The following is a 22,027-nucleotide window of genomic DNA, read 5'->3' as shown; positions in this document are numbered from 1 at the left end:
CTAGCGAGGGGAAGCCTGCTAGGCTTCAACTGATGATCAACTGAACAGGAGTGACGATGCCCAAGCTCAATGGTGTGCTGGAAACCGCCCTGTATGTCGAGGACATGGCCAGGGCACGCGCTTTCTTCGAAGGGGCGATGGGACTCACTCCATTCACTACCGATCACCGTTTCACTGCCTATGATGCAGGGGCCGGAACCGTGCTACTGCTGTTCCTGCGTGGCGAAACCTTGGAAACGGTGATCCTGCCCGATGACATGGGCACGATTCCCCCACACGATGGCCAGGGCCGGATTCACATGGCATTTGCCATTGCCACCCGGGAACTCGACGCCTGGGAGACGCAACTGCGGGACCACGGCATTGCCATTGAAGGCCGTACTCACTGGCCGCGAGGCGGTGAGAGTCTCTACTTTCGCGACCCTGATGGTCACTTGCTTGAATTGGCAACACCTGGTGTCTGGCCCAATTACTGAGCCGGTTCTGCATAGTCGATCATCAGTTGCAACGATTCGCGCCCCTTCCACCGATTGCGACTGAGCTTGTATGCACACCGTAACCGGGTACCCAGGCCAAATCCCGGTATTTCCCCCGGTGTCAGAGCGCGGAACCAGATGGCACGCCACGTCAGGCCGTCTGCTGACAGCTCCAGCATCAGGTGATTGCCCTCTGCACCAACGACACGCAGGTTTTCGACGAGGAATTCACCTTCGAACAACGGCGCATCGAACTCACGGCCATAAGGTGCCAGATGCTCCAGTTCGTCGAGGGTTGCCAACGACAGTTGTTCACTGGTCAATTCACCATCGGTGAGAATACGAGGATAGAGTTCCCGATCCCCCAGTTGCTCACGTACTGCATCGATAAAGACAGCATGAAACGTGTCCAGCTCATCCTCCGGTAGCCCCAGGCCAGCCGCACCACTGTGACCGCCGAATCGAGGCAGCGCCTCGGGGGCCAGCGCATGGGCGCGCTGCAAGGCATCACGCAGATGAATGCCTTCAACCGAACGGCCTGATCCGGTGAGCATGGCCGGCGTAGATGCTCGAGTAAGCACGATTGTCGGCCGGCCGAATGCTTGTACCAGACGCGATGCGACAATGCCCTGAACGCCGGCATGACCATCTTCGAGGAACAGCACCAGCGCTGGCACATGATCCGCCAACTGAGGCAAGGCCAAGCGGCGCGCCGCTTCGGTCATATCGGCCTCAATGGCCTTGCGAGACTGGTTATCCTGCTCAAGCAGATCAAGATGACGGGTCGCTGTCGCATCATCAGCCGCCAGCATGAAGTGCAGTGCGGCATAGGGGTCGTCAAGGCGCGACCGGGCATTGATGCGTGGCCCCATCTGGAAAGCCAACGTCTCTGCATCGAAAGGCTGGCTATCGGGACCCAGACGTTCCGCCATGGCGCGCCAGCAAGCTGCCTCCATACGGTTGATGAGAGTCAGCCCATGAGTGACGACAGCGCGGTTAGCCGCGCTACCCCCGAGCGAGACGCAATCCGCCACCGTTCCCAGGGCCACGTAGGAGAGCCATGGCGACAACTTGGGAATGGCAGCAGGTATCACCCCTCTTTCGATCAACACGCTACGTGTCAGCGACATAACCAGCCAGGCCACCATGCAGCCTGCTATGGTGTTATCCGGATAGTCGCAGTCTTCCCGCGTCGGATTGACCGTGGCATAGGCCGACGACGGAGGTCCCTCCATGGGCAGGGCGTGGTGATCACTGACAATCACTTCGATCCCCGCCTCCTTCAGCCGGGCAATACGTGGTTCATCGGAGGAACCACAATCGGCGGTAATCACCAGCGTCGGACGAGGCGATAGCGACAAGGTACGCTCCACCAACGGCAAACTGATGCCGTAACCATCGTGGATGCGGTGACCGATCAAGCTATGCAGTTTCTCGGGAGGAACGCCGAACAGTTCATTCAAGGTTCGCAGAATGATGACATGGGAGGTAATGCCATCGACATCGTAATCGGTCAGGATACCGATGTGCTCACCCTCGCTGACGGCCTGGGCGATACGCTCAGCCGCTCGCCGTGCGTCCTGCAGACGTTCCGGGTGTTCAAGGTGGCGTAGCCTGGGGGATACCAAAGGTGTCATGCCACCGCGATAACCCAGCAGGCGGCCTGACACGACCCGAGCCTGTAATTCGCTCAGACCCTCCGCTTGGGCGCGAGCATACAGTTCCTCATCGCGAGGGCGTTGCTCGATATGCGGCGACAGGGACATCAACGACGTTGCTCGACCACGAAACGCTGCACTGCATCGAGCGTTGCCGGCAACACCGTATAACGCTCTTCCCGTTCCAGTAGATCCGCCATGTGAGGCGGCAATGGCACACCGGGGAATCCAGCCTTGACCACCGCGTCAGCAAACTTGGCCGGGTGTGCCGTCGCCAATGTCACCATGGGGGCAGAGCTGTCGTCGCGTGCCCGCTCGGCAGCACGATACCCGGTGGCCGTATGAGGATCGAGGGTCTCCTGAGTGCGCTGATGCGCTTCGCGGATGACTTCGAGAATCGTGTCGTCATCGACACTATGGCTCGCGAACAGGCTCCGCAACGTCTTCAATGGCGCTTCAGCAAGAACTGTCGGCTCAGCCTGGAAACGTTCCAGCAGTGACCGCACGGCATCACCGTCACGGTCGTAGGCTTCGAACAGCAAGCGTTCGAAATTCGACGAAACGACGATATCCATGGAGGGCGCCAGCGTAGCGATCAGGTCTCGCTTGGAAAAGTCATTGTCAGTCAAGGTCCGGTGCAGGATATCGTTGGCATTGGTAGCCACGATGAACTGCCTGACCGGCAGCCCCATGCGATAGGCCATGTACCCGGCGAAGACGTTACCAAAGTTGGCCGACGGTACACAGAAGCTAACCTCACGATGGGGAGCGCCCAATGCGACGCCAGCCGCCACGTAATAGACTATCTGGGCCATGATGCGCGCCCAGTTGATGGAGTTCACCGCGACGAGCCGCGTTCCATTGAGGAAGGACTGATCAGCAAAGCTTGCCTTGACCATTGCCTGGGCATCGTCGAAGTTCCCTTCTATGGCAATGTTGAAGACATTGTCGGCCAGCACCGTCGTCATCTGCCGACGCTGCACCTCGGATACCCTGTTGTATGGATGGAGGATGAAAATATCGAGATTGTCACAGTGGCGGCAGCCCTCGATGGCCGCAGAACCGGTATCCCCCGACGTCGCCCCCATGATCACGGCGCGTTCGCCGCGCTTGGCCAGGAAATGATCGAGCAGACGACCCAATAATTGCAGTGCGACGTCCTTGAAGGCCAGGGTTGGCCCATGGAAGAGTTCCAGCAGGAAATGGTTGGCGTCGAGTTGGTTGAGCGGCACTATCGCATCATGACTGAAGGTCGTATACGCATCACGCACGATGTCACGAAAGGTATCGTCGTCGATTTCACCGCCTACGTAGGGCTTCATGACACGGAAGGCGATTTCTGCATACGATAGCCCCGCCATCGACGCCAGTGTGTCACGCGATAACCGGGGAACCTCCTCCGGCACATACAAGCCGCCATCGCTGGCCATGCCGGTCAACACGACTTCCTCGAAACTCAGTGCAGGCGCTTGCCCGCGGGTACTGATATAGCGCATGTTATGTTCTCTTGCCGCCATGATCACTGGCCAGGTACGGTGTCCCTCAGCTTGAAGCGCGGTATCCGACGGCTCTCTCTTCTCGCTTCAAGCGTACGGCTGATGGCTGTGGACTATTCATGCTCGTCGAGCGATTCGACCCTGATCCGAGTTACCGGCCCAGCGACATCGGCCAACGATTCCAACTGTCGAATCGCTTCGTTCATCTGTCTTTCACGGGTACGATGGGTCAACAGGATAATCGGCACCAGTTCGCCCTCCGTCGCTTCCTTCTGGATGATCGCCTCGATCGATATACCTTGTTCGGAAAGGATCGTCGCAACGCGTGCCAGCACCCCGGGACGATCCACTGCCAGCAACCGCAGATAATAGGCTGTGACGATATCTTCCATCGGTAGCATCGGCAGATTGTTCTCGACCTCGTGGATGCCACTGAAGGCCAGATAAGGAACGCGGTAGTGATGGTCCGTTGTGATATCACGCGCCACATCAAGCAGATCGGCAACAACTGCCGAAGCGGTTGGCTCGGCACCGGCACCGGCACCATAATAGAGCGTCGGCCCCACGGCATCTCCCATCACGGCGATCGCATTCTTGACCCCATGCACATTGGCCAGCAAACGCTCCTTGGGAATCAAGGCCGGATGGACACGCAACTCGAACCCCGATTCGGTGCGTTTGGAGATTCCGAGGTGTTTGATGATATAGCCTAGGTTGTCGGCCTGTGCGACGTCGTCATAAGTAATCCGCGAGATGCCCTCGGTGTAGGCCTTGTCGAACTGAAGCGGTACACCATAAGCAATCGACGCCAGGATGGTCAGCTTGTGGGCGGCATCGATCCCTTCCACGTCGAACGTCGGGTCGGCTTCGGCATACCCCAGTGCCTGCGCCTCGGCCAGGACATCCTCGAACGCTCGTCCCTCATCACGCATGTGGGTGAGGATGTAATTGCCGGTGCCATTGATGATCCCGGCCAGCCACTCGATCCGGTTGGCACCCAGCCCCTCGCGTAGAGACTTGATCACCGGGATGCCACCGGCGACTGCCGCCTCGAAGGCCACGATCACACCATGTTCATGAGCCGCCTGGAAAATTTCATTGCCGTGAACGGCAATCAACGCTTTATTGGCGGTGACCACATGCTTGCCGTTTTGTATCGCAGTCAGCACGAGCTCCCTAGCCGCATCGTAACCACCGATCAGCTCGACGAGCACATCCACATCAGGATTCTTGGCCACGTCAAAAATATCCGCGGTGGTCTTGACGCCGGTGGTATCGCAATCCGGGTTGTCACGACGCATCGCCACCTGTTCAATGACGATTGGTCGTCCGGCTCGCCGGGCAATATCGTCAGCATTGCGCATGAGCACGTTGAACGTACCGCCACCCACGGTACCCAGACCACAGATTCCCACTCTCACCGGTTTCAATGTTGTCATCCCCTTGCTTGTGTCGTGTGTCCGATCGGTTATCAGCATCCTGTCGGCAAAGGCCGTCGAGCCGTTCAACGTAGGAAGGCCCAGCGGTGCTGTCAACGGGGCGATTAGCCTATCGCGTCCAGCATTTCCGCCAGACGTTCGGCCGGCATGTATCCCGGCACCAGGCGACCGTCAGGCAATATGATTGCCGGCGTCCCCTCGACCCCCAAATCCATTCCCAGATGATACTGATCCTCGACCGGATTGTCGCAGTCTGCTGTATCAGGCAATGTCTCATCACGTTTGGCAGCGTTCATCGCTTCCGTCCGATTGTCCGCGCACCAGATCTGTCTAAGTTCCCGCCCCCCTTCGGAAGTCAGACCGCCACGGGGAAAGGCCAGATAGTGCACCGCAACCCCCATCTCATTGAGGCGCGGCACCTCTTCATGAAACTTGCGACAATAAGGACAGGTGGCATCGGTGAAGACGGTCACGCTTGTCTTGACCTCTCCCGCGCCCCGAAAGATGACACGCTCGCTGTCCGGGACGGCAGCGATACGCGCAGCACGCTCTTGATTGCGGCTGCGTTCACTCAGATTCACCAGACCGTCTTCGCCGTTTTCATAGAGGTCCCCGACCAGAAAATGCTCTCCCTCACCGTCACTGTAAAAGGTTTCACCATTCTCCAACCGAACCTCGTAAACATCTGACAGGGGAGTATCGCGGATACTTTTTACCGGCATCGGTTCCCCATTGACCTTCAGGCGTTCGGCTAGCGCGTCGTGAGACGACGCCTGGGCGATTGACATGAACGTCAGGGCAGAACAGCAGGCAAGCGCCGATAACCAGGGTGCTCTCATGATCAACCTCTAGGATGGTGTTCAGCATGCAGCGCTTCCAGGCGAGCCTGGGCGACATGCGTGTAAATTTGCGTCGTCGACAGGTCACTATGACCCAGCAATAGCTGTACGACACGCAGATTGGCACCATGATTCAATAGATGTGTCGCAAACGCATGGCGGAGTGTATGCGGAGACAAAGGCTTATCGATACCCGCCAACTGGGCATAATGCTTTATACGGTGCCAGAATGTCTGACGTGTCATGAAACCGTCGGCTCGCCCGGGAAACAGTGGCGGACGGGTCGTCTCTGCCATCAGCACGCCGCGGCCTGCGCGCAGATAACGTTCCAGCCAGAATAAGGACTCTTCACCCAATGGCACCAGGCGCTCCTTGTCCCCCTTCCCAATGACGCGCACCACCCCCTGGCGCAGATTGACCGCATCCACCGTGAGCCCTACCAATTCGGAAACCCGCAGCCCTCCGGCATATAGCACCTCCAGCATCGTTCTGTCCCGTAACCCGATAGCCGTAGCGACGTCCGGCGTTGCGAGCAGACGTTCCACTTCATCCTCGTCGAGTGTATCCGGCAAGTTGGGGCGAACCTTGGGCAAGCGCACCTCGGACAACGGGTCATGATCGATCAGGTTCGAGGCCAACGCCCAACGATAAAATCGCCTGAGACTGGATAACAGACGTGCATTGGTTCGTAAGTGGTATCCTTGCGATCGCCGTTCGTCGAGCCAGATAGGCAACGTGTCCTGACCTGGCGCTAATAGCGTTTCACCATGCGCTGCCAGGCGAGCGGCCCACGCCTCGAGGTCGCGCCGGTAGGCAGACAGCGTGTTATGACTCGCAGCTTGTTCCAACCACAGAACATCAAGGAAGGCATCTATCCGAGCTGCCTGATCTTCCACTGGGCTCATCAGGGATCCCCGAAAATGATAAAACCCCGCCCCGCGCATGCGGTGACGGGGTATGACGGATACGGCATTGCTGCCGCCTTATCGGGACCGTCAGGACGTTACGCCAGCTTTTCCTTGATACGCGCAGACTTGCCGCTACGTTCACGAAGATAGTAGAGCTTGGCCTGGCGCACGTCACCGCGGCGCTTGACCGCGATGGACTCCACCAACGGACTGTATGTCTGGAAGGTGCGCTCGACACCGACACCGTGGGAGACCTTACGCACGGTGAAGGCGGAATTCAGGCCACGGTTACGCTTGCCGATCACCACACCTTCGAAGGCCTGCAGGCGTTCACGGTTACCTTCCTTGACCTTGACTTGAACGATAACGGTATCGCCGGGGGCGAACGCCGGAATTTCCTTGGTCATCTGCTCGGCTTCAATCGCCTGGATCACCTTGTTCTTGCTACTCATTGCTAGCTCCTCGTCAATTCTTGCCAACCGGGTTGCCCCGGCTGTCGTGATCCCGACGCTCTCGGCCTCATGGCACGATGACGCGGGAGTCTCATGAGTGACACAGGCGCACCTCGATCACGGAGAATCATGGTGACATCGAGGTACCCTGCACCTCCGCCTGATCGGCGTATTCTTCAATGAATTCATCCAGCAGCTTGCGCTGCTCTGCATCCAACACTTTTCCCTGCAACAACTCTGGGCGCCGCAACCAAGTCCGTCCCAATGACGCTTTCAAACGCCAACGCCGGATCGCACCATGATCGCCACTCAGCAGCACATTCGGCACTTCACGACCATCAATGGACTCCGGACGCGTATAATGGGGACAATCCAGGAGGCCTTCACTGAACGAATCCTCGGCCGCTGAGTCTTCATGTCCCAGTACGCCAGGCACCAACCTGGCGGCCGCATCGATCACGACCATCGCCGGCAACTCGCCTCCACTGAGCACGTAGTCGCCTATCGACCATTCTTCATCGACGTCGGCTTCCACAATACGCTCATCGATCCCTTCATAACGTCCCGATATCAATATCAGTGGCGCTGACGCCGCCAGAGCGCGTACCCCACGCTGGTCCAGCATGCGCCCCTGGGGCGACAGGTAGACCACCTTGGCGTTCAGTCCGGTCTGCCGCTCGGCGTCGTCACGCGCAGCATGAATGGCCTGACGCAGGGTATCGACCTTCATCAACATACCTGGACCACCGCCGTACGGGCGGTCATCCACAGTGCGATGGCGATCCGTCGCATAATCACGTGGATTGTAACAGGCGAGTTTCAGCAGGCCATTCCTTACGGCCCGTCCTGTCACGCCATAAGACGTAACCGCCTGGAACATTTCCGGAAACAAGGACACGACGCCGATCCACATGGTCATCCGCCTTACGCTGTCAAAAGTCGGGATCCCAGTCGACCGTCATCCGCTTGGCGTTCAAATCGACATCGATCACCACTTGCTCGGGCAGGAAAGGTAACAGTCGCTCCGTGCCCCCAGGGTTCTTGACGACCAGAACATCATTGGCGCCGGTTTCCAGCAAATAATCGACACGCCCCAGCGCAACACCCTCGCGCGTGATGACTTCCAGCCCTTCCAACTGATACCAGTAGTATTCGCCACTTGCCAGGGCCGGCAACGACTCAGTCGGCAGCAGAATCTCGGCTCCCGCCAACTGCTCAGCCTGCTCACGACGATTGACGCCATCCAGGCAGGCTACTAGGCCCTTGCCTTGGCGCCGCCCCTCAACGACTCGCCAGGCGGCAATCGACTCACCTTGGCGCAACAACCACTGCGAATAGTCGAGTATGCCGTCCATCGGGCTGGTGTACGAATACACTTTCAGCCACCCCTTGGTGCCATAGGGGCTGGTCAGTTGACCCAGCACCACATGCTGCGGTTCGCCCACAGGCGAGTCGTCGTACTCGCGATCCGTAGTCATTGCCGATCTTTCACTGGACATAATCGCTCATACGCCTCGAACAGCCTGGCCGGGTAGCGTCCCTCCATCGGAGGGATGCATCAAGCTTGCTTGCGGGCTTCCTTGATCAACTCGGCGACGCGGTCGGAGACCTGAGCACCATGATTCTGCCAGTGGCTGATTCGGTCGAGGTCGATACGCAGACGCTCTTCCTGACCCCGCGCGACCGGATTGAAGAAGCCTACGTGCTCGATGAAACGACCATCACGAGGATTACGCGAATCGCTGACCGCCAAGTGATAGAAGGGACGCTTCTTGGCGCCAGCACGTGCCAGACGAATGGTAACCATTGCGTTATCTGTCCTTCAGTTGGATTTGCAGAATGAATATCTGGGCATTGGACTACGCGCAACCGCACAGTCTTGCCACGAAGACGCGGTATTCTACGGAAATCGCGTCCAGTTGGAAACCTTTTCCTTGACAGCCCACATCAGCGCCAGGGCATGCCGCCGGGACCTCCTCCAGGCCCCCCAGGACCACCGCCCATTCCGGGGAGGCCACGCATCATGTTCTCCATTCCGCCTTTCTTGCCCGCTTTCTTCATCATCTTCTGCATCTGCTTGTGCTGCTTGAGCAGGCGATTGAGGTCAGGGACCTGCAAACCAGCACCAGCAGCGATGCGACGCTTGCGCGAGCCATTGATGATTTCCGGTTTGCGACGTTCATGGGGAGTCATGGAATTGATCAAGGCTTCTAGCTTGCCGAGCTCTTTTTCAGGGCCTGGCCCCTGCGCCATCTCGGCCATTTGCCCCATGCCGGGCAGCTTGCCCATCAAACCGCCCATTCCGCCCATTTTCTTGAGCTGCTGAAGCTGATCGCGGAAATCTTCGAGGTCGAACCCTTTCCCTTTTTTGACTTTCTTGGCGAGTTTGTCGGCCTTCCCCTTGTCGACAGTACGCTCGGCTTCCTCGATCAGGGACAGTACGTCCCCCATGCCGAGGATTCGTGAAGCCACGCGGTCAGGGTGGAACGATTCCAGCGCATCGACCTTTTCCCCCATCCCCATGAACTTGATCGGCTTGCCGGTAACATGACGCACCGAAAGCGCCGCGCCGCCACGCGCATCGCCGTCCGCCTTGGTCAGGATAACCCCCGTCAGAGGGAGGGTATCATGGAACGCCTTGGCCGTATTGGCAGCATCCTGACCGGTCATGGCATCAACAACGAACAATGTCTCTTCCGGAGATACCGCCTTATGCAGCGCCCGGATCTCTTCCATCATGTCGCCGTCGACGTGCAACCGACCCGCGGTATCGACGATAACGACGTCGTGGAATTGAATCTTGGCGTGCTTGATCGCCGCATTGGCGATGGCTACCGGTTGCTGATCGCTCTGCGAGGGGAAGAAGTCCACCTCCACCTCATCAGCCAACGACTCCAGTTGGTCGATTGCAGCCGGACGGTAGATATCGGCCGAAACCACCAGCACCTTCTTCTTTTCACGCTCTCGCAGGTAACGCGCCAGTTTGGCTACCGACGTCGTCTTGCCGGAACCTTGCAGACCGGCCATCAAAATGACCGAGGGTTGAGCCTTGAGTTCGAGCGGCACATTGCCCTCGCCCATGATCGCCTCGAGTTCCTGCTGAACGATCTTGACGAATTGCTGCCCCGGCGACAGGCTTTTGGACACTTCCTGACCGACTGCGCGCTCGCGCACACGCTCGATGAATGCCTTTACTACCGGCAATGCAACATCGGCCTCGAGCAAGGCACGACGCACTTCGCGTAACGTATCCTGAATATTGTCATTGGTCAGTTTTGCCTGACCACTGATTGACTTGAGTGTTTTCGACAGACGATCTGTCAGACTCTCGAACATGTTGCCTCTCCGGCGGGTATGCCTAGCCTTTGCTCGGTGATTATACGCCTTACCTGGGCCAGTCTCCATGCAATCCTGATGCATCGATTCCGACCGGCTGTGCGCGGGGCGGAGACTTCGGTATAGTGTTCGCTTGCGTAAGTATTTCTATTACCCTGTTTTCACGACCGCGACGCCGACACCCACGGCGCATGGACAGCAATCGATGCAGGCGCTTCCTTTTGCTTTACTGGCTATCATCCTCTACCTCGGCGCCACGACTTGGCAAGGCCTGGCGCTAGTAAGACGCGTATCTCAACGCCCCATACTCGTGCGCAGTCTCGGTCTACTGGCACTATCATGCCATGTGCTAGTGATCACCAGCACGATTGTCGAACACGGTGGCCTGAGACTGGACTTGGCCTCCAGCGTCGTCTTCGCCAGTGGTGTGGTGGTTTTCCTGCTGCTATTGGTCAGCCTGATGCTGCCCTTGCTGAACGTCTCGGTTGCCTTGTTTCCGCTGGCCGCTGCCAGCCTGCTGCTAATTGCCGACATGCACGATCCCGTGCCCGGGCATGGACTGACCCCGGGCATTGCCCTGCATGCCATCAGTTCGGTACTGGCTTTTGCTGTGCTGATCATCGCCGCGGGACAAGCCATGCTTCTGGGGCTACAGAATCAGGCGCTACGTCACCATCATACCGTGGGGATCGTACAAGCACTTCCGCCGCTGACGACCATGGAACGGGCCCTGTTCAAGCTCATCTGGGGAGGTCTGGCCTTACTGACGCTCTCCATCATTAGCGGCTTTCTGTTCGTCGACAACCTGTTTGCTCAACACCTGGCCCACAAGACGATTTTATCCTTGGCCGCCTGGGCGATCTTTTCGCTGCTGCTCGCGGGGCATCACTGGCTGGGCTGGCGAGGACTCACTGCGGTTCGCTGGACACTCGGCGGCTTCGTGCTTTTGCTGCTTGCCTATTTTGGCAGCAAATTCGCTCTGGAGATCATTTTCCAGCGCTCTTAGACAACCGTCACCTTGACACGTTGGTCGGTTATCCCTACAAACAGCCAGACATGCCATCGAGGATCCATCGATCTTGAGCGACGACTTCCCGCTAGGACTTCTATTCGGTCTGTTACTTCTACTGATCTGCCTGTCGGCTTTTTTCTCCAGTTCAGAAACAGGCATGATGTCAATCAACCGGTATCGCTTGAATCACCAGGCCAACGGTGGTGAGCCTGCTGCGGAGCGCGTGACACGTTTGCTGTCACGCCCCGACAGGCTGATCGGCGTCATCTTGATCGGCAATAACTTCGTCAACAATCTGGCTGCCTCGATCGCCACCATCATCGCCGTACACTACTTCGGTGAAGTCTCCGGGCCGGCAATAGCCACGATCATACTGACGATTGCTATCCTGATCTTTGCCGAGGTCACCCCCAAGACCTTTGCAGCGGTCAAACCCGAGCGCATTGCCTTTCCCGCCTCGATAGCCCTGGAACCTCTGCTCAAAATTCTTTACCCCTTCGTCTGGCTCGTCAACATGATTTCCAACGGCCTGTTACGCTTGATGGGGGTGAAACACATCGATGGCAATGCCGATAGTCTGACCCGCGACGAACTACGTAGCGTCGTTCACGAAGCCGGCACCCTCATTCCACACCGCCACCGGGCCATGCTGCTCTCCATCCTTGACCTGGAAAACGTCACGGTCAATGACATCATGGTTCCCCGCCATGAAGTCGCCGGGATCGATCTCGATGACGATCTCGACAGCATCCTGGCCCAGATCCGCACCAGTCAGCACACACGAGTCCCCGTATACAAGGGTGACATCAACAATATCATCGGCATGCTCCACTTACGCAATGCGGCACGCTTCCTGTCGCGTCAGCAGGTCACCAAAGCCGCGATCGTTCAAGAAGCTCGGGAACCCTATTTCATCCCGGAGTCGACGCCATTGCATACACAGCTACTCAATTTCCAGCAGCAGAAACGGCGCATTGGTATCGTGGTCGACGAGTATGGTGACGTTGAAGGTCTCGTCACGCTGGAAGATATCCTCGAAGAAATCGTCGGCGAATTCACGACCGATGTCGCCGGCATGCAGAAAGAGATTCACCCCCAGGATGATGGCAGCTACGTAATCGAGGGCACCGCCAACATACGCGAACTCAACAAGACGCTAGGCTGGCAACTCCCCATCGACGGTCCCAAAACCTTGAATGGTTTGATCCTGGAACACCTGGAGTCGTTTCCCGATGGCCCCGCGTGTCTACAGGTAGGCACCACGCGTATGGAAATCATCGACGTCCACGACAAGCTGATCACCTCGGCCCGCTGCTGGCAGCACGCACGGCGCACCCTACAGGCGGTCTGACTGCCACGCGTATTCAGGTATCAGACAGGGATGCGGCAGCAGGCTCCACCCATCGCTCCGCCTCCTCCTTCAAACGGCGCACACGTGCCTCCCCTTCCCCCCGTCGCGCCTGTTGCGGCGTCAAGGGCTCGCCGAAATACAGTGCCACCCGCGCACGGAAACGTCGCGGCACCTTGGTCAATGCACGCCCACCATAGTGTGATGTCCATGACCCCCACAAGCCGGCAAGCCCCGCAGGAACGACCGGCACAGGATCACGTGCAAGGATGATATCCAGGCCTCGGCGAAAAGGGTGAATGTCGCCATCGGGAGTTAAACGACCTTCGGGAAACAGCATGACCACTTCGCCATTACGCAATGCATGACTGACTTCATCCAGTGCTCGACGCACACTCCCCGGGTCGCGTCGATCAGCATCGACGGGGATGGCACCGACAATGCGAAACCACCAATTCAGCCATGGCGACTCATAGATTGGCCGATCCATGAGAAATCGCAATGGTCTAGGGCTGGCACCACCAACGACCAACGCATCCATGAAGCTGACATGATTGCAGACAACAAGCGCGGCTCCGCGCGCAGGAACATGATGGCGACCGCGGAAGCGTAGCCGATAGATGAGGTGAACCAAGGTGAACACCAGCAGTCGCAGCACCGGCCGAGGACGGCGCGTAACCAACACCAGGCCAACCAGCAAGGCGATGACGCCCAAGCTGGCAACGAACCGTCGTTGTCCGACATCCAGCCACGCCATCATGGCAGTGGCATAGAGCATGGCCACTACCATCGACACCGCATTGACAATGTTATTGGCGGCAATCATTTGTCCCCGCTGCGCATCCCGGCTGATGATCTGCAACAGCGTATACAGCGGTACGACGAAAAGGCCGCCACCGACGCCCACCAATGCAAAACCGGCCCCCCATTGCCAAAGCGAAATGTCCATCAACGCCTCCGGCAACCGGCCATTGGTAGACAATCCAGCCAAATAGAGGCCTGACACCCCCATCAATATCGCGCCCATTGGGACCAACCCCATTTCCAGGCGTCCTGCTGAAATCCGAGCACAGAACAGGGCCCCCACCGCCCCACCCAGAGAAAACGCCATCAGCAGGACAGCCATGCCTTCACCAGCACCACTGCCTGGCAGCGCTTCCCAGCTCGGCAGCGAAGCCAGATAGCCAACGACCAGAAACCAGAACAGACTGATTCCCAGAATGGCCGGAAATAATTTCTGCTCACGACTCGCCTGCCGGATCAGACGATGGGGAAGGGAGGTGCCCAGGAGCGCGACGGAGTGTCCCCCTCTGGGCTCAGCGACACGAGGCACCATTAAACTCGCCGCCACTCCTGCCACGGCTAGCATCAACAGTGTGCTCATGATGACGATACGCTGCCAGGGCTCGGGTAGGGAGACCATGATACCCACGAGCAAGATCCCCAGAGGCATGGCCACAAAAATCCCCAACCCCATCCAGGCATTGCCATGCAGCAATTCGGTTGGTGATACCAACTGTGGTAACAAGGCATACTTCACCGGAGCGAAGAGAGCCGACTGGACACCCATCATCAGCAACAGTATCCATAGCAGCACTTCATGGCCCAGTCCGATCACTGCCACAGCGAGCAGGATGATGGCCAACTCCAGTAATTTGAGTCGACGAATCAAGAGCGTTCGATCATACCGATCAGCCAGCACGCCCCCCCAGGCCGATACCAGCAGGTAAGGAAGCAGAAACAGCACGACAGCGAGATTGATGACCAGCCCCGACTCCCACTCACGGCGTGGAATTGCGGCATAAGCCAGGGTCAAAATCAGGAAGTGGCGGAAGACATTGTCGTTTATCGCTCCCAGCACCTGGGTCAAGAAGAGAGCAGCAAAGCGGCGCTGGAGCAGCACCCGCAAACTCACGTTGCCCTCGATGCCTGCCCGAGGCCCGCGAGAATGGTCGACAGCAATTGATCGATCAAATCACTGACATCCAATTGCTGTCCCTGCCAATACCCCAGGCGCTCATTCAAGCCTAGCTGCACCAAACCATGGACGCTTCCCCATAGTGTCCGTGCGAGTCGTCTGGCTTCTGCATCATCCAACGCAGGCTGGTACTCCTTGAGAGTACCTTCGACCCGAACGAAGAGAACCTCTATCAGGTGATTCTGACGCTGGTCGAGTTCACCTTCCTGGGCCAGGGGATAATCAAACAGCAACTGCCAGCGGTAGGGCTCCTGCTGGGCAAATTGCCAATACGCTGTGGCCAGTCCCTTCAAGCGGGATTCCGGACCGGCATCGCTCAAGCCTTCTATCGCATTGCGCAGATGCGCAAGCGTTTCGATATTGACGTGTTGCAGGAGATTACCGAAGCTACCGTAGAGCTTGAGCAAGGTGCTGGGAGCACATCCCACCTCACGGGCCAGGGCGCGCAAGGATAGCGAGTGTACGGGATGGTCCTTGAGCCAGGCATCACATGCCGACATGACCTGGGCATGCAACGCTTCTGGCGCATGCTGTCTGGGACGTGCCATGATCACCTCGCATGTTGATACACTATCGGACAGGGCCCAGAATAGCGCAATCGAACACTGTTTTCGACCTACATTGTAGAACGCATCGCCAACGCGGGCCGACTGCAGCCCAACCAACGCGCATTTGGCAACCGTAGATGCCTTTCAACCTCGCTTTTCGGAGCCCTCATGGCAGGCCGTCTGTATATTCCCTCATTGACAACGGAGACCCTGCTACCCGGCCTGACGGTCGATGCCCCATTGCATAGCAGCCCTAACCTGGCTCCACGCCAGCCGCTATCGATCGTCCGCTGGGAGACGCACAATCCCCATCAGGTCAACGCATTCTGGGGGTTCACCCCCCCGTGGCTAAAGGTGCTGGACCATGCTCAACATTGTGCCCGGGCGGAAACGCTGTCATCCCGTCCGATGTTTGCCGAGGCACTCGACACACAGCGTTGTCTCGTTCCCGTTGGAGGGGTCTATATCTGGAAATCACTGCCTCGTATGAAACAGCCTTTCCTAGTGACACGCATCGACCGAGGCCCTCTCCTTCTTGCGGGTCTGTGGTGCCGTTTCCCCACGACCGGCCATCACTATCATGATTCCATGGCCTTGATCACAGTGGCATCCCCCCCGTTTCTCGACCCCTTGAGCGACCGCCTCCCTGCCCTCATGTCCCCGGAGTCTGCAGTGGACTGGCTGCATCCCGAGACGTCCAGGCAGCAAGTCGAATCGATGTTGCACCCACCAGCGGGGGAACTGTTGGGCGCCTTTCCGGTATCAAAGCGAGTGAACGATCCGGCTTGTCAGGAATGGGCATGTGCCCATCCCACAGGCCCCATGCTTTGTCAGCATCACACACAGGAGAGATGATGCGTACGCTACCTTCCACTTTTCGCGACTCTTGGCACCATGGCCACACCGGCAACCACTTGGCAGGCATCCTTCATCATCTGGCCGCAGCTGCTATATCCGGCATTATCATCGCCGGCGCCACCTGGCCGGGCACCGGCCATGCCAAGGAAGAGACGCCGGAAGGCGTCACCAAGGTCGCAACACCCAAGGTAAGCCCACACGATAGCCGGGACTACCGGACTCTCGAGTTGGACAATGGCCTTGAGGTATTGCTGGTCAGTGATCCTGAGGCGGATAAGGCAGCCGCCTCGATGAACGTCGGCGTAGGCAGCGCCAACGATCCTGACGACCTGGCAGGATTGGCGCACCTGCTCGAGCATATGTTGTTCCTGGGAACCGACGAGTACCCGGCGCCCGATGCCTATCAGAGCTATCTCAGCCGACATGGCGGCAATCACAATGCGTTCACCGCAACGCGTGATACCAATTACTTCTTCGACATCGAGCCCGATGCACTGGGTGGGGCGCTAGACCGTTTCAGTCGTTTCTTCATCGCGCCGAAGTTCAATGCCGATCAATTGAGCAGTGAACGTAATGTAGTGCATTCCGAGTACCAATCACGTCTGCGCGATGATGGCCGGCGCACGAACGATGTCATGAACCAACTTTTAAATCCGCACAATCCAACCACGGGCTTCTCCGTGGGCAGTCGCGAGACACTGGCGGACCGACCGGAAGGCGAGCCCAGTCTGCGCGAGCGAGTCATCGACTTCTATCACCGTTTCTACGATGCCAATGTCATGCAGTTGGCCATCGTCGCTCCCCAACCACTCGATGAACTCGAGACGATGACCCGAACACGCTTTGCCGGTATTGCCGACAATGATCGGGAACGGGTTGAAATCAAGGAACCTCTGGCCGTTGATGACGAGCTTCCAATCGCTGCAAACATGCACTCACTCAGGGATAGTCGCAGCGTGCGTTTTGCCTTTCCCATTCCCGATCCCCAGAGGGATTATCGAACCAAGCCGGCCGCCTACCTGGCCAATCTGCTGGGGCATGAAGGGGAGGGAAGCCTACTCGCGGAACTCCGTGATGCAGGTCTGGCCGATGGACTCTCTGCGGGGACCGGACGATCTGATGGCAACCACGCGCTCTTCACCATTGATATCAGCCTGACGCCCAAGGGCGCCGAGCAACTGCCGCGAATCCAGGCAACGCTGTTCGACACTATCGACCTGATCAAGGAGAAAGGACTCGATGAGTGGCGATATGACGAACAAGCGCGTCTGGCCGAACAGGATTTTCGTTTCCAGCAACATGGCTCAACGTTACAAAGCGCCATGCGCCTCTCCATGAATCTGGCCTACTACCCTCTGGAGGACGTCAACTACGCACCATATCGCATGGATGGCTATGATACCGGACAAATCGAGACATACCTGGACGCTCTGACACCGGATAACCTGATACGGCTGTATAGTGGCCCGGATGTCGAAGGTAACCAACAATCCCCCTGGTTCCAGGCGTCTTATGAGATCGTGAACGGGACCGATACCTCTGTGACTGCGTTATCCGGCCTCGAACTCCCGCCCCCCAATCCATATATCGCCAAGGATCTGACACTGCTCGACGTGCAGGATGACGTGCCTCAACAGCGTATCGACGACGAGAGCTTTACCTTCTGGCTCCAAGCTGACAGCACGTTCTCCATCCCGAAGGTCGAATGGCGATTCAGCCTGCAGCATCCCGACGCAGCCAAGAGTGCCAAAGAAGCGGTGCTAGCACGACTGCTGGCCGGCTGGCTCGGCGATAGTCTCAATGAAACCTTTTATCCGGCTCGCCTGGCTGGCCAGAGCTTCGACCCTTATGCCCATTCGCGCGGTATCACCCTCGCGTTTTCGGGGTGGCGTGATCGTCAGGAACTCGTCATGCACGAAGCACTGTCCCAATTGGTTGAAGGAGAGATCCAATCGAGCAGCGTCGAGCGCGTACGTCACCGCCTGGAGCGAAATTGGCGCAACGAACCTCAGGACGCGCTCTATCGACAAGCCAACCGCACCTTGAGCCAGACGTTGGTGCGCCCTCAATGGCCGACAGATGACTTGCTTGACGCGATCTCCGAGCTGAACGCCGATGATGTCCGCGAATACCGGCGCCACTTCCTCGACAATCTGCGTATCGAGTCGATGGCCATCGGGAATATTACAGCGGAACAAGCGGCCAGTATGGCCCGCGTTGTCGCGGATACGCTTGAACCTCGACTCGGCGCCCAGGATATTCCTCGACTCGTGCCCTTGGCCATCGATCACGACCTGCCGGAACTGCATCCACAAACGTCGCGTGAGGAATCCGTCGTATTAAGGTACTTGCAAGGGGCGGACAGAAGTCTGGCCAGCCAAGCGATAGTGTCCGTGTTGGGTCAGTTGATCGACACACCTTTCTACGATCGCCTGCGTACCGAACAACAACTAGGATATGTCGTCAATGCTGGCTACTCTCCCATGCTGGATGCGCCGGGTCTGTCACTATTGGTTCAGTCCCCGGATACCGACAGCGAGCAGATCCAGTCGCATATCGACGCCTTTCTCGAGGAATTCGGCAAGCGTCTGGATACGTTGGGTGAAGAAGAACTGAACGTCTACCGCCAAGCGGTTCGCGACAGACTTCTGCAACGCGATACATCGCTGGGAGAACGCACCAATCGGCTATGGTATGCCTTGGCCTATGGTGATACCGACTTCGACCGACGTGAACGTCTCGCCGCCAGAGTAATGGAAGTGACGCAGGAAGAGTTGCGTGATGCGTGGCAGAGATTGCGCAATGATGCCGTTGTCGACGTCACTTTCGATCCCGGTGATGAGCCAACCGATGTTCTAGAACTCACGACGGATCTCAAGCCACTGCCGGAAGAGTGAAACACTGATGGGGTGATCGCCGAGCCTCCACGTTCTCTCCGAGGCTCGGCCACGAGACGACGCATGCTATTCGAACGCCTGAGGCGGCATGATTGCCTCGACATGCATTACGAGCTCTTCGAGCACCTGTCGCTGCCAGTCATCGAGGGACTGCTGATTGAGTTGCTCGATTTCTCGAGCGAACTGTTGCAGCGTCATGGATGCCAGGGCGCCATCGTTCATGCGCGACCAGCGAAAAGCATCCCACCTGGCCTGCTCTTCATGGGTCAATGTATCAGGATGATTGCGTGCCCGGTAACGAAACAGCATGTCTTCCAACCGCGGGTCCTGAAACGCGAATGGTGTATCCACCAGTTGCTCCGGATCGGCCTCTCTCACGCGCTGCATCTCCTGACGATCAGATGGAGAGAAAAAGCCTCCCGAGTACAACATCAAATCAGGATCATCGGGGTGACTGTTGGTTGATTCCGTGAATACCGACGCCACCTTGCGAGCCATGTCGGGCTGTTCCCGCAAGGCCTGCCAATGACGCTCGCAAGCGTCACGATCGATGCCGGTTCGCCTGGCGACCTGGTCATCGACTGCCGTCAGAGGCATCAGCACCGGACTACGATTGACATGTACCACCTTGAGCGGGATACGTACATCGCCTTCCGGTAACTCGCTAGCACTGACGAAGACCCGCTCGCGAATTTGCTCGGCGGAAAGTTCGTACAATGGCGCGGGATCTTCGGCCAGGTCATAGACGATGACGCCGTTGGGGTTAGTCGGGTGTTCGGCCAACGGCATGATCAGAGCGCTACAGGCCCGACTCGCAGGATAACGGCGGGAGATGTGGAGCATCGGCTTGCCTGCCGGAATATCCAGCAACTTGGCCACTTCACGCTTGCTGCGAAGCCGTAACAGGTAAGCGAACAAGCGCGGATTGGATGTCTTGAGCAGGCTGGCCAGTGCGATGGTTGCTCTCACATCGGCAAGCGCATCATGGGCCCCGGCATGCTCGATGCCATTGGCCGCGGTGAGGTCTTCGAGCTTGAAGCTGGGAGCGCCATCATCACGCAGTGGCCACTCGATCCCTTCGGGGCGCAAGGCATGAAACGCGCGAACGGCATCGATCAGATCCCAGCGTGAATTACCGTTCTGCCACTCACGAGCATAGGGGTCGAGAAAGTTACGATAAAAAAGGTGGCGGCTGACTTCATCATCGAATCGTAGGCTATTATAGCCAAGCGAGCAGGTCCCCGGCTCGCTCATGGCAGCATTGATGGCACCCGCAAAATCAGTCTCTGGAAGGCCATGACGACTTGCATGCTGCGGAGTGATACCCGTAATCAGGCAGGCCTGAGGATGCGGGATGTCATCGTCGGCAGGTTTGGCATACAACTCGATCGGCTCACCGACCTCATTGAAATCTGCGTCCGTGCGGATAGCAGCAAACTGAGCGGGACGATCACGGCGGGGGTCGGCGCCAAATGTTTCGTAGTCGTGCCACAGGAACGTGTGTGGAGTGGCATTGGGCTGCGCCATGGAGCGTACTCTCCAATTGTCATTGCCAGGGAGCAACAGCCTAGCACAGACCGACGCCACCACTCAGCCCTTGCCACTACTGCCCAGGCTAGTGACGACGCCTCAGCGGTCGTCAGGAACGCGGCAACGTCACATTCAGTTCCAGGACAGAGCAATCCTCATCGCGATCGAGGTTGATATTGATGGCATCCTGATCCACCTGGACATAGCGCCGAATCACCTCGAGCAGTTCCCGCTCGAGCATCGGCATGTAATCCGGCTGATCGCGTTGGCTACGCTGATGAGCAACAATGATCTGAAGCCGTTCCTTGGCGACCGAAGCCGATTTCTTGCGCTCACCCTTGAGAAAGTCAAGAAGTTTCAACGGCGACCTCCCCCGAACATGCGGCTAAACAGGCCCTTCTTCTGATATTCATGAAAACGCAGCGGAACATCTTCGCCAAGCAAGCGTGACACCGTGTCCGTATAAGCCTGCCCCGCATCACTGCTCTGATCATGCGTCACCGGAATCCCCTGATTGGATGACCTCAATACAGCTTCGGACTCGGGAATCAAGCCGATCAGGTCGATGGCGAGTATCTCGCGAATATCCTCAAGATTAAGCATATCACCATCGTCCACCCGTGTCGGGTTGTAACGTGTGATCAGCAAGTGCTCTTTCACTGGATCCTGACCGCGTTCGGCGCGACGGGTCTTGGATGCCAGCAACCCAAGAATTCGATCGGAATCACGGACTGACGATACCTCAGGATTCGTCACCACGACGGCTGCATCAGCATAGTACATCGCCAGTTGCGCTCCCTGTTCGATGCCAGCAGGAGAATCGCAGAGGATATAGTCGAAATCCTTGACGAGTTCATCCAGCACCTGCTCGATGCCTTCACTGGTCAACGCTTCTTTGTCCCGGGTTTGCGACGCCGGCAAAATGTGCAGGTTGTCGACCCGCTTGTCCCGGATCATGGCCTGGTTGAGCCCGGCCTCGCCCTGAATGACATTGACCAGGTCGTACACCACGCGGCGTTCGCACCCCATGACCAGATCCAGGTTACGCAGCCCCACATCGAAATCGATGACAATGGTCTTGTTGCCCCGCAGAGCCAACCCCGTCGCAATGGCTGCGGCACTCGTTGTCTTACCAACCCCGCCTTTCCCCGAGGTCACTACTATAATCTTGGCCAAGATAAACGTCCTGTTGTTGATTGGAGATCGACATGGTTATCGGCGGCAATCATTGACGCTGATCCCATCGCCTTGC

The 22,027-nt window shown here is 57.8% G+C and carries 20 protein-coding genes; 5 read left to right on the top strand and 15 right to left on the bottom strand.

Annotated elements, in window-relative coordinates:
• Positions 1 to 56: 56 nt before the first annotated feature.
• Positions 57 to 476, top strand: coding sequence for a VOC family protein (locus FVV99_RS06380; RefSeq protein ID WP_148253235.1), 420 nt, complete (start codon positions 57 to 59; stop codon positions 474 to 476).
• Here FVV99_RS06380 and FVV99_RS06375 read toward each other — a convergent pair.
• The 10 genes from FVV99_RS06375 to ffh form a co-directional block, all read right to left on the bottom strand.
• Entirely contained in the window at positions 470 to 2,242 is a 1,773-nt protein-coding gene (locus tag FVV99_RS06375) for a single-stranded-DNA-specific exonuclease RecJ (RefSeq protein ID WP_148253234.1), read from the bottom strand. The two genes, FVV99_RS06380 and FVV99_RS06375, sit on opposite strands and share 7 nt — an antisense overlap.
• On the bottom strand, positions 2,242 to 3,630 hold the full coding sequence (gene thrC, locus FVV99_RS06370) for a threonine synthase (protein ID WP_148253233.1): 1,389 nt from the start codon (positions 3,628 to 3,630) through the stop codon (positions 2,242 to 2,244). Before thrC ends, FVV99_RS06375 begins: the two co-directional genes overlap by 1 nt.
• Positions 3,631 to 3,743: 113 nt before the next feature.
• Positions 3,744 to 5,060 (bottom strand): homoserine dehydrogenase, encoded by a 1,317-nt coding sequence (locus FVV99_RS06365; RefSeq protein ID WP_148253718.1) that lies wholly within the window; start codon positions 5,058 to 5,060, stop codon positions 3,744 to 3,746.
• A gap of 113 nt (positions 5,061 to 5,173) precedes the next feature.
• Entirely contained in the window at positions 5,174 to 5,908 is a 735-nt protein-coding gene (locus tag FVV99_RS06360; protein ID WP_148253232.1) for a DsbC family protein, read from the bottom strand.
• Between the two features lie 2 nt (positions 5,909 to 5,910).
• The gene (gene xerD, locus FVV99_RS06355) at positions 5,911 to 6,813 is read right to left on the bottom strand and encodes a site-specific tyrosine recombinase XerD (protein WP_148253231.1); all 903 of its coding nucleotides are present in this window, start codon (positions 6,811 to 6,813) and stop codon (positions 5,911 to 5,913) included.
• 98 nt (positions 6,814 to 6,911) lie between these two features.
• Positions 6,912 to 7,268 carry a 50S ribosomal protein L19 gene (gene rplS, locus FVV99_RS06350; RefSeq protein ID WP_148253230.1) on the bottom strand — a complete coding sequence of 119 codons (357 nt, stop codon included), beginning with the start codon at positions 7,266 to 7,268 and terminating at the stop codon, positions 6,912 to 6,914.
• A gap of 127 nt (positions 7,269 to 7,395) precedes the next feature.
• Positions 7,396 to 8,181 (bottom strand): tRNA (guanosine(37)-N1)-methyltransferase TrmD, encoded by a 786-nt coding sequence (gene trmD, locus FVV99_RS06345; protein WP_148253229.1) that lies wholly within the window; start codon positions 8,179 to 8,181, stop codon positions 7,396 to 7,398.
• 19 nt (positions 8,182 to 8,200) lie between these two features.
• Complete coding sequence (gene rimM / locus FVV99_RS06340) at positions 8,201 to 8,746, bottom strand: ribosome maturation factor RimM (RefSeq protein ID WP_236645325.1); 546 nt, start codon at positions 8,744 to 8,746, stop codon at positions 8,201 to 8,203.
• Positions 8,747 to 8,826: 80 nt separating this feature from the next.
• The gene (gene rpsP / locus FVV99_RS06335) at positions 8,827 to 9,075 is read right to left on the bottom strand and encodes a 30S ribosomal protein S16 (RefSeq protein ID WP_148253227.1); all 249 of its coding nucleotides are present in this window, start codon (positions 9,073 to 9,075) and stop codon (positions 8,827 to 8,829) included.
• 140 nt (positions 9,076 to 9,215) lie between these two features.
• Positions 9,216 to 10,604: a signal recognition particle protein gene (gene ffh / locus FVV99_RS06330; protein ID WP_148253226.1), complete on the bottom strand. Its 1,389-nt coding sequence runs from the start codon at positions 10,602 to 10,604 to the stop codon at positions 9,216 to 9,218.
• A 205-nt stretch (positions 10,605 to 10,809) separates the two neighbouring features.
• Between ffh and FVV99_RS06325 the strand changes: the two genes are divergently transcribed.
• On the top strand, positions 10,810 to 11,610 hold the full coding sequence (locus FVV99_RS06325; RefSeq protein WP_148253717.1) for a cytochrome C assembly family protein: 801 nt from the start codon (positions 10,810 to 10,812) through the stop codon (positions 11,608 to 11,610).
• 73 nt (positions 11,611 to 11,683) lie between these two features.
• Positions 11,684 to 12,967, top strand: a complete 1,284-nt coding sequence (locus FVV99_RS06320) for an HlyC/CorC family transporter (RefSeq protein WP_148253225.1) — start codon at positions 11,684 to 11,686, stop codon at positions 12,965 to 12,967.
• A gap of 13 nt (positions 12,968 to 12,980) precedes the next feature.
• On the opposite strand, the gene FVV99_RS06315 is transcribed toward FVV99_RS06320, so the two are convergent.
• Positions 12,981 to 14,879, bottom strand: coding sequence for an MFS transporter (locus FVV99_RS06315; protein ID WP_148253224.1), 1,899 nt, complete (start codon positions 14,877 to 14,879; stop codon positions 12,981 to 12,983).
• Positions 14,876 to 15,490, bottom strand: coding sequence for a TetR/AcrR family transcriptional regulator (locus FVV99_RS06310; RefSeq protein ID WP_148253223.1), 615 nt, complete (start codon positions 15,488 to 15,490; stop codon positions 14,876 to 14,878). Before FVV99_RS06310 ends, FVV99_RS06315 begins: the two co-directional genes overlap by 4 nt.
• Before the next feature lie 168 nt (positions 15,491 to 15,658).
• Between FVV99_RS06310 and FVV99_RS06305 the strand changes: the two genes are divergently transcribed.
• On the top strand, positions 15,659 to 16,345 hold the full coding sequence (locus FVV99_RS06305) for an SOS response-associated peptidase (protein ID WP_148253222.1): 687 nt from the start codon (positions 15,659 to 15,661) through the stop codon (positions 16,343 to 16,345).
• A complete protein-coding gene (locus tag FVV99_RS06300; protein ID WP_148253221.1) occupies positions 16,345 to 19,245 on the top strand; it encodes an insulinase family protein in 2,901 nt (966 codons plus the stop codon). Before FVV99_RS06305 ends, FVV99_RS06300 begins: the two co-directional genes overlap by 1 nt.
• A 66-nt stretch (positions 19,246 to 19,311) precedes the next feature.
• Here FVV99_RS06300 and sbcB read toward each other — a convergent pair whose 3' ends face one another.
• From sbcB to minD, 3 genes are all read right to left on the bottom strand, one after another.
• Positions 19,312 to 20,772 (bottom strand): exodeoxyribonuclease I, encoded by a 1,461-nt coding sequence (gene sbcB / locus FVV99_RS06295; protein ID WP_148253220.1) that lies wholly within the window; start codon positions 20,770 to 20,772, stop codon positions 19,312 to 19,314.
• A gap of 112 nt (positions 20,773 to 20,884) precedes the next feature.
• Positions 20,885 to 21,136 (bottom strand): cell division topological specificity factor MinE, encoded by a 252-nt coding sequence (gene minE / locus FVV99_RS06290; RefSeq protein WP_148253219.1) that lies wholly within the window; start codon positions 21,134 to 21,136, stop codon positions 20,885 to 20,887.
• Positions 21,133 to 21,951, bottom strand: a complete 819-nt coding sequence (minD, locus tag FVV99_RS06285; RefSeq protein WP_148253218.1) for a septum site-determining protein MinD — start codon at positions 21,949 to 21,951, stop codon at positions 21,133 to 21,135. The genes minE and minD overlap by 4 nt, the downstream gene beginning before the upstream one ends.
• Between the last annotated feature and the right edge of the window lie 76 nt (positions 21,952 to 22,027).

Origin of the sequence: Aidingimonas lacisalsi, from assembly GCF_008079445.1 — a bacterium.
In the GTDB taxonomy this organism is placed as follows: Bacteria; Pseudomonadota; Gammaproteobacteria; order Pseudomonadales; family Halomonadaceae; genus Aidingimonas; species Aidingimonas lacisalsi.
The sequence above is the reverse complement of the archived record's forward strand: the minus strand, read 5'-3'. Positions and strand labels throughout refer to the sequence as shown.

Coding starts and splice junctions, on each gene's coding strand:
- FVV99_RS06380 (WP_148253235.1), top strand. CDS start 57: ATGCCCAAGCTCAATGGTGTGCTGGAAACCGCCCTGTATGTCGAGGAC.
- FVV99_RS06375 (WP_148253234.1), bottom strand. CDS start 2,242: ATGTCCCTGTCGCCGCATATCGAGCAACGCCCTCGCGATGAGGAACTG.
- thrC (WP_148253233.1), bottom strand. CDS start 3,630: ATGCGCTATATCAGTACCCGCGGGCAAGCGCCTGCACTGAGTTTCGAG.
- FVV99_RS06360 (WP_148253232.1), bottom strand. CDS start 5,908: ATGAGAGCACCCTGGTTATCGGCGCTTGCCTGCTGTTCTGCCCTGACG.
- xerD (WP_148253231.1), bottom strand. CDS start 6,813: ATGAGCCCAGTGGAAGATCAGGCAGCTCGGATAGATGCCTTCCTTGAT.
- rplS (WP_148253230.1), bottom strand. CDS start 7,268: ATGAGTAGCAAGAACAAGGTGATCCAGGCGATTGAAGCCGAGCAGATG.
- trmD (WP_148253229.1), bottom strand. CDS start 8,181: ATGTGGATCGGCGTCGTGTCCTTGTTTCCGGAAATGTTCCAGGCGGTT.
- rimM (WP_236645325.1), bottom strand. CDS start 8,746: ATGACTACGGATCGCGAGTACGACGACTCGCCTGTGGGCGAACCGCAG.
- rpsP (WP_148253227.1), bottom strand. CDS start 9,075: ATGGTTACCATTCGTCTGGCACGTGCTGGCGCCAAGAAGCGTCCCTTC.
- ffh (WP_148253226.1), bottom strand. CDS start 10,604: ATGTTCGAGAGTCTGACAGATCGTCTGTCGAAAACACTCAAGTCAATC.
- FVV99_RS06325 (WP_148253717.1), top strand. CDS start 10,810: ATGCAGGCGCTTCCTTTTGCTTTACTGGCTATCATCCTCTACCTCGGC.
- FVV99_RS06310 (WP_148253223.1), bottom strand. CDS start 15,490: ATGGCACGTCCCAGACAGCATGCGCCAGAAGCGTTGCATGCCCAGGTC.
- FVV99_RS06305 (WP_148253222.1), top strand. CDS start 15,659: ATGGCAGGCCGTCTGTATATTCCCTCATTGACAACGGAGACCCTGCTA.
- FVV99_RS06300 (WP_148253221.1), top strand. CDS start 16,345: ATGCGTACGCTACCTTCCACTTTTCGCGACTCTTGGCACCATGGCCAC.
- sbcB (WP_148253220.1), bottom strand. CDS start 20,772: ATGGCGCAGCCCAATGCCACTCCACACACGTTCCTGTGGCACGACTAC.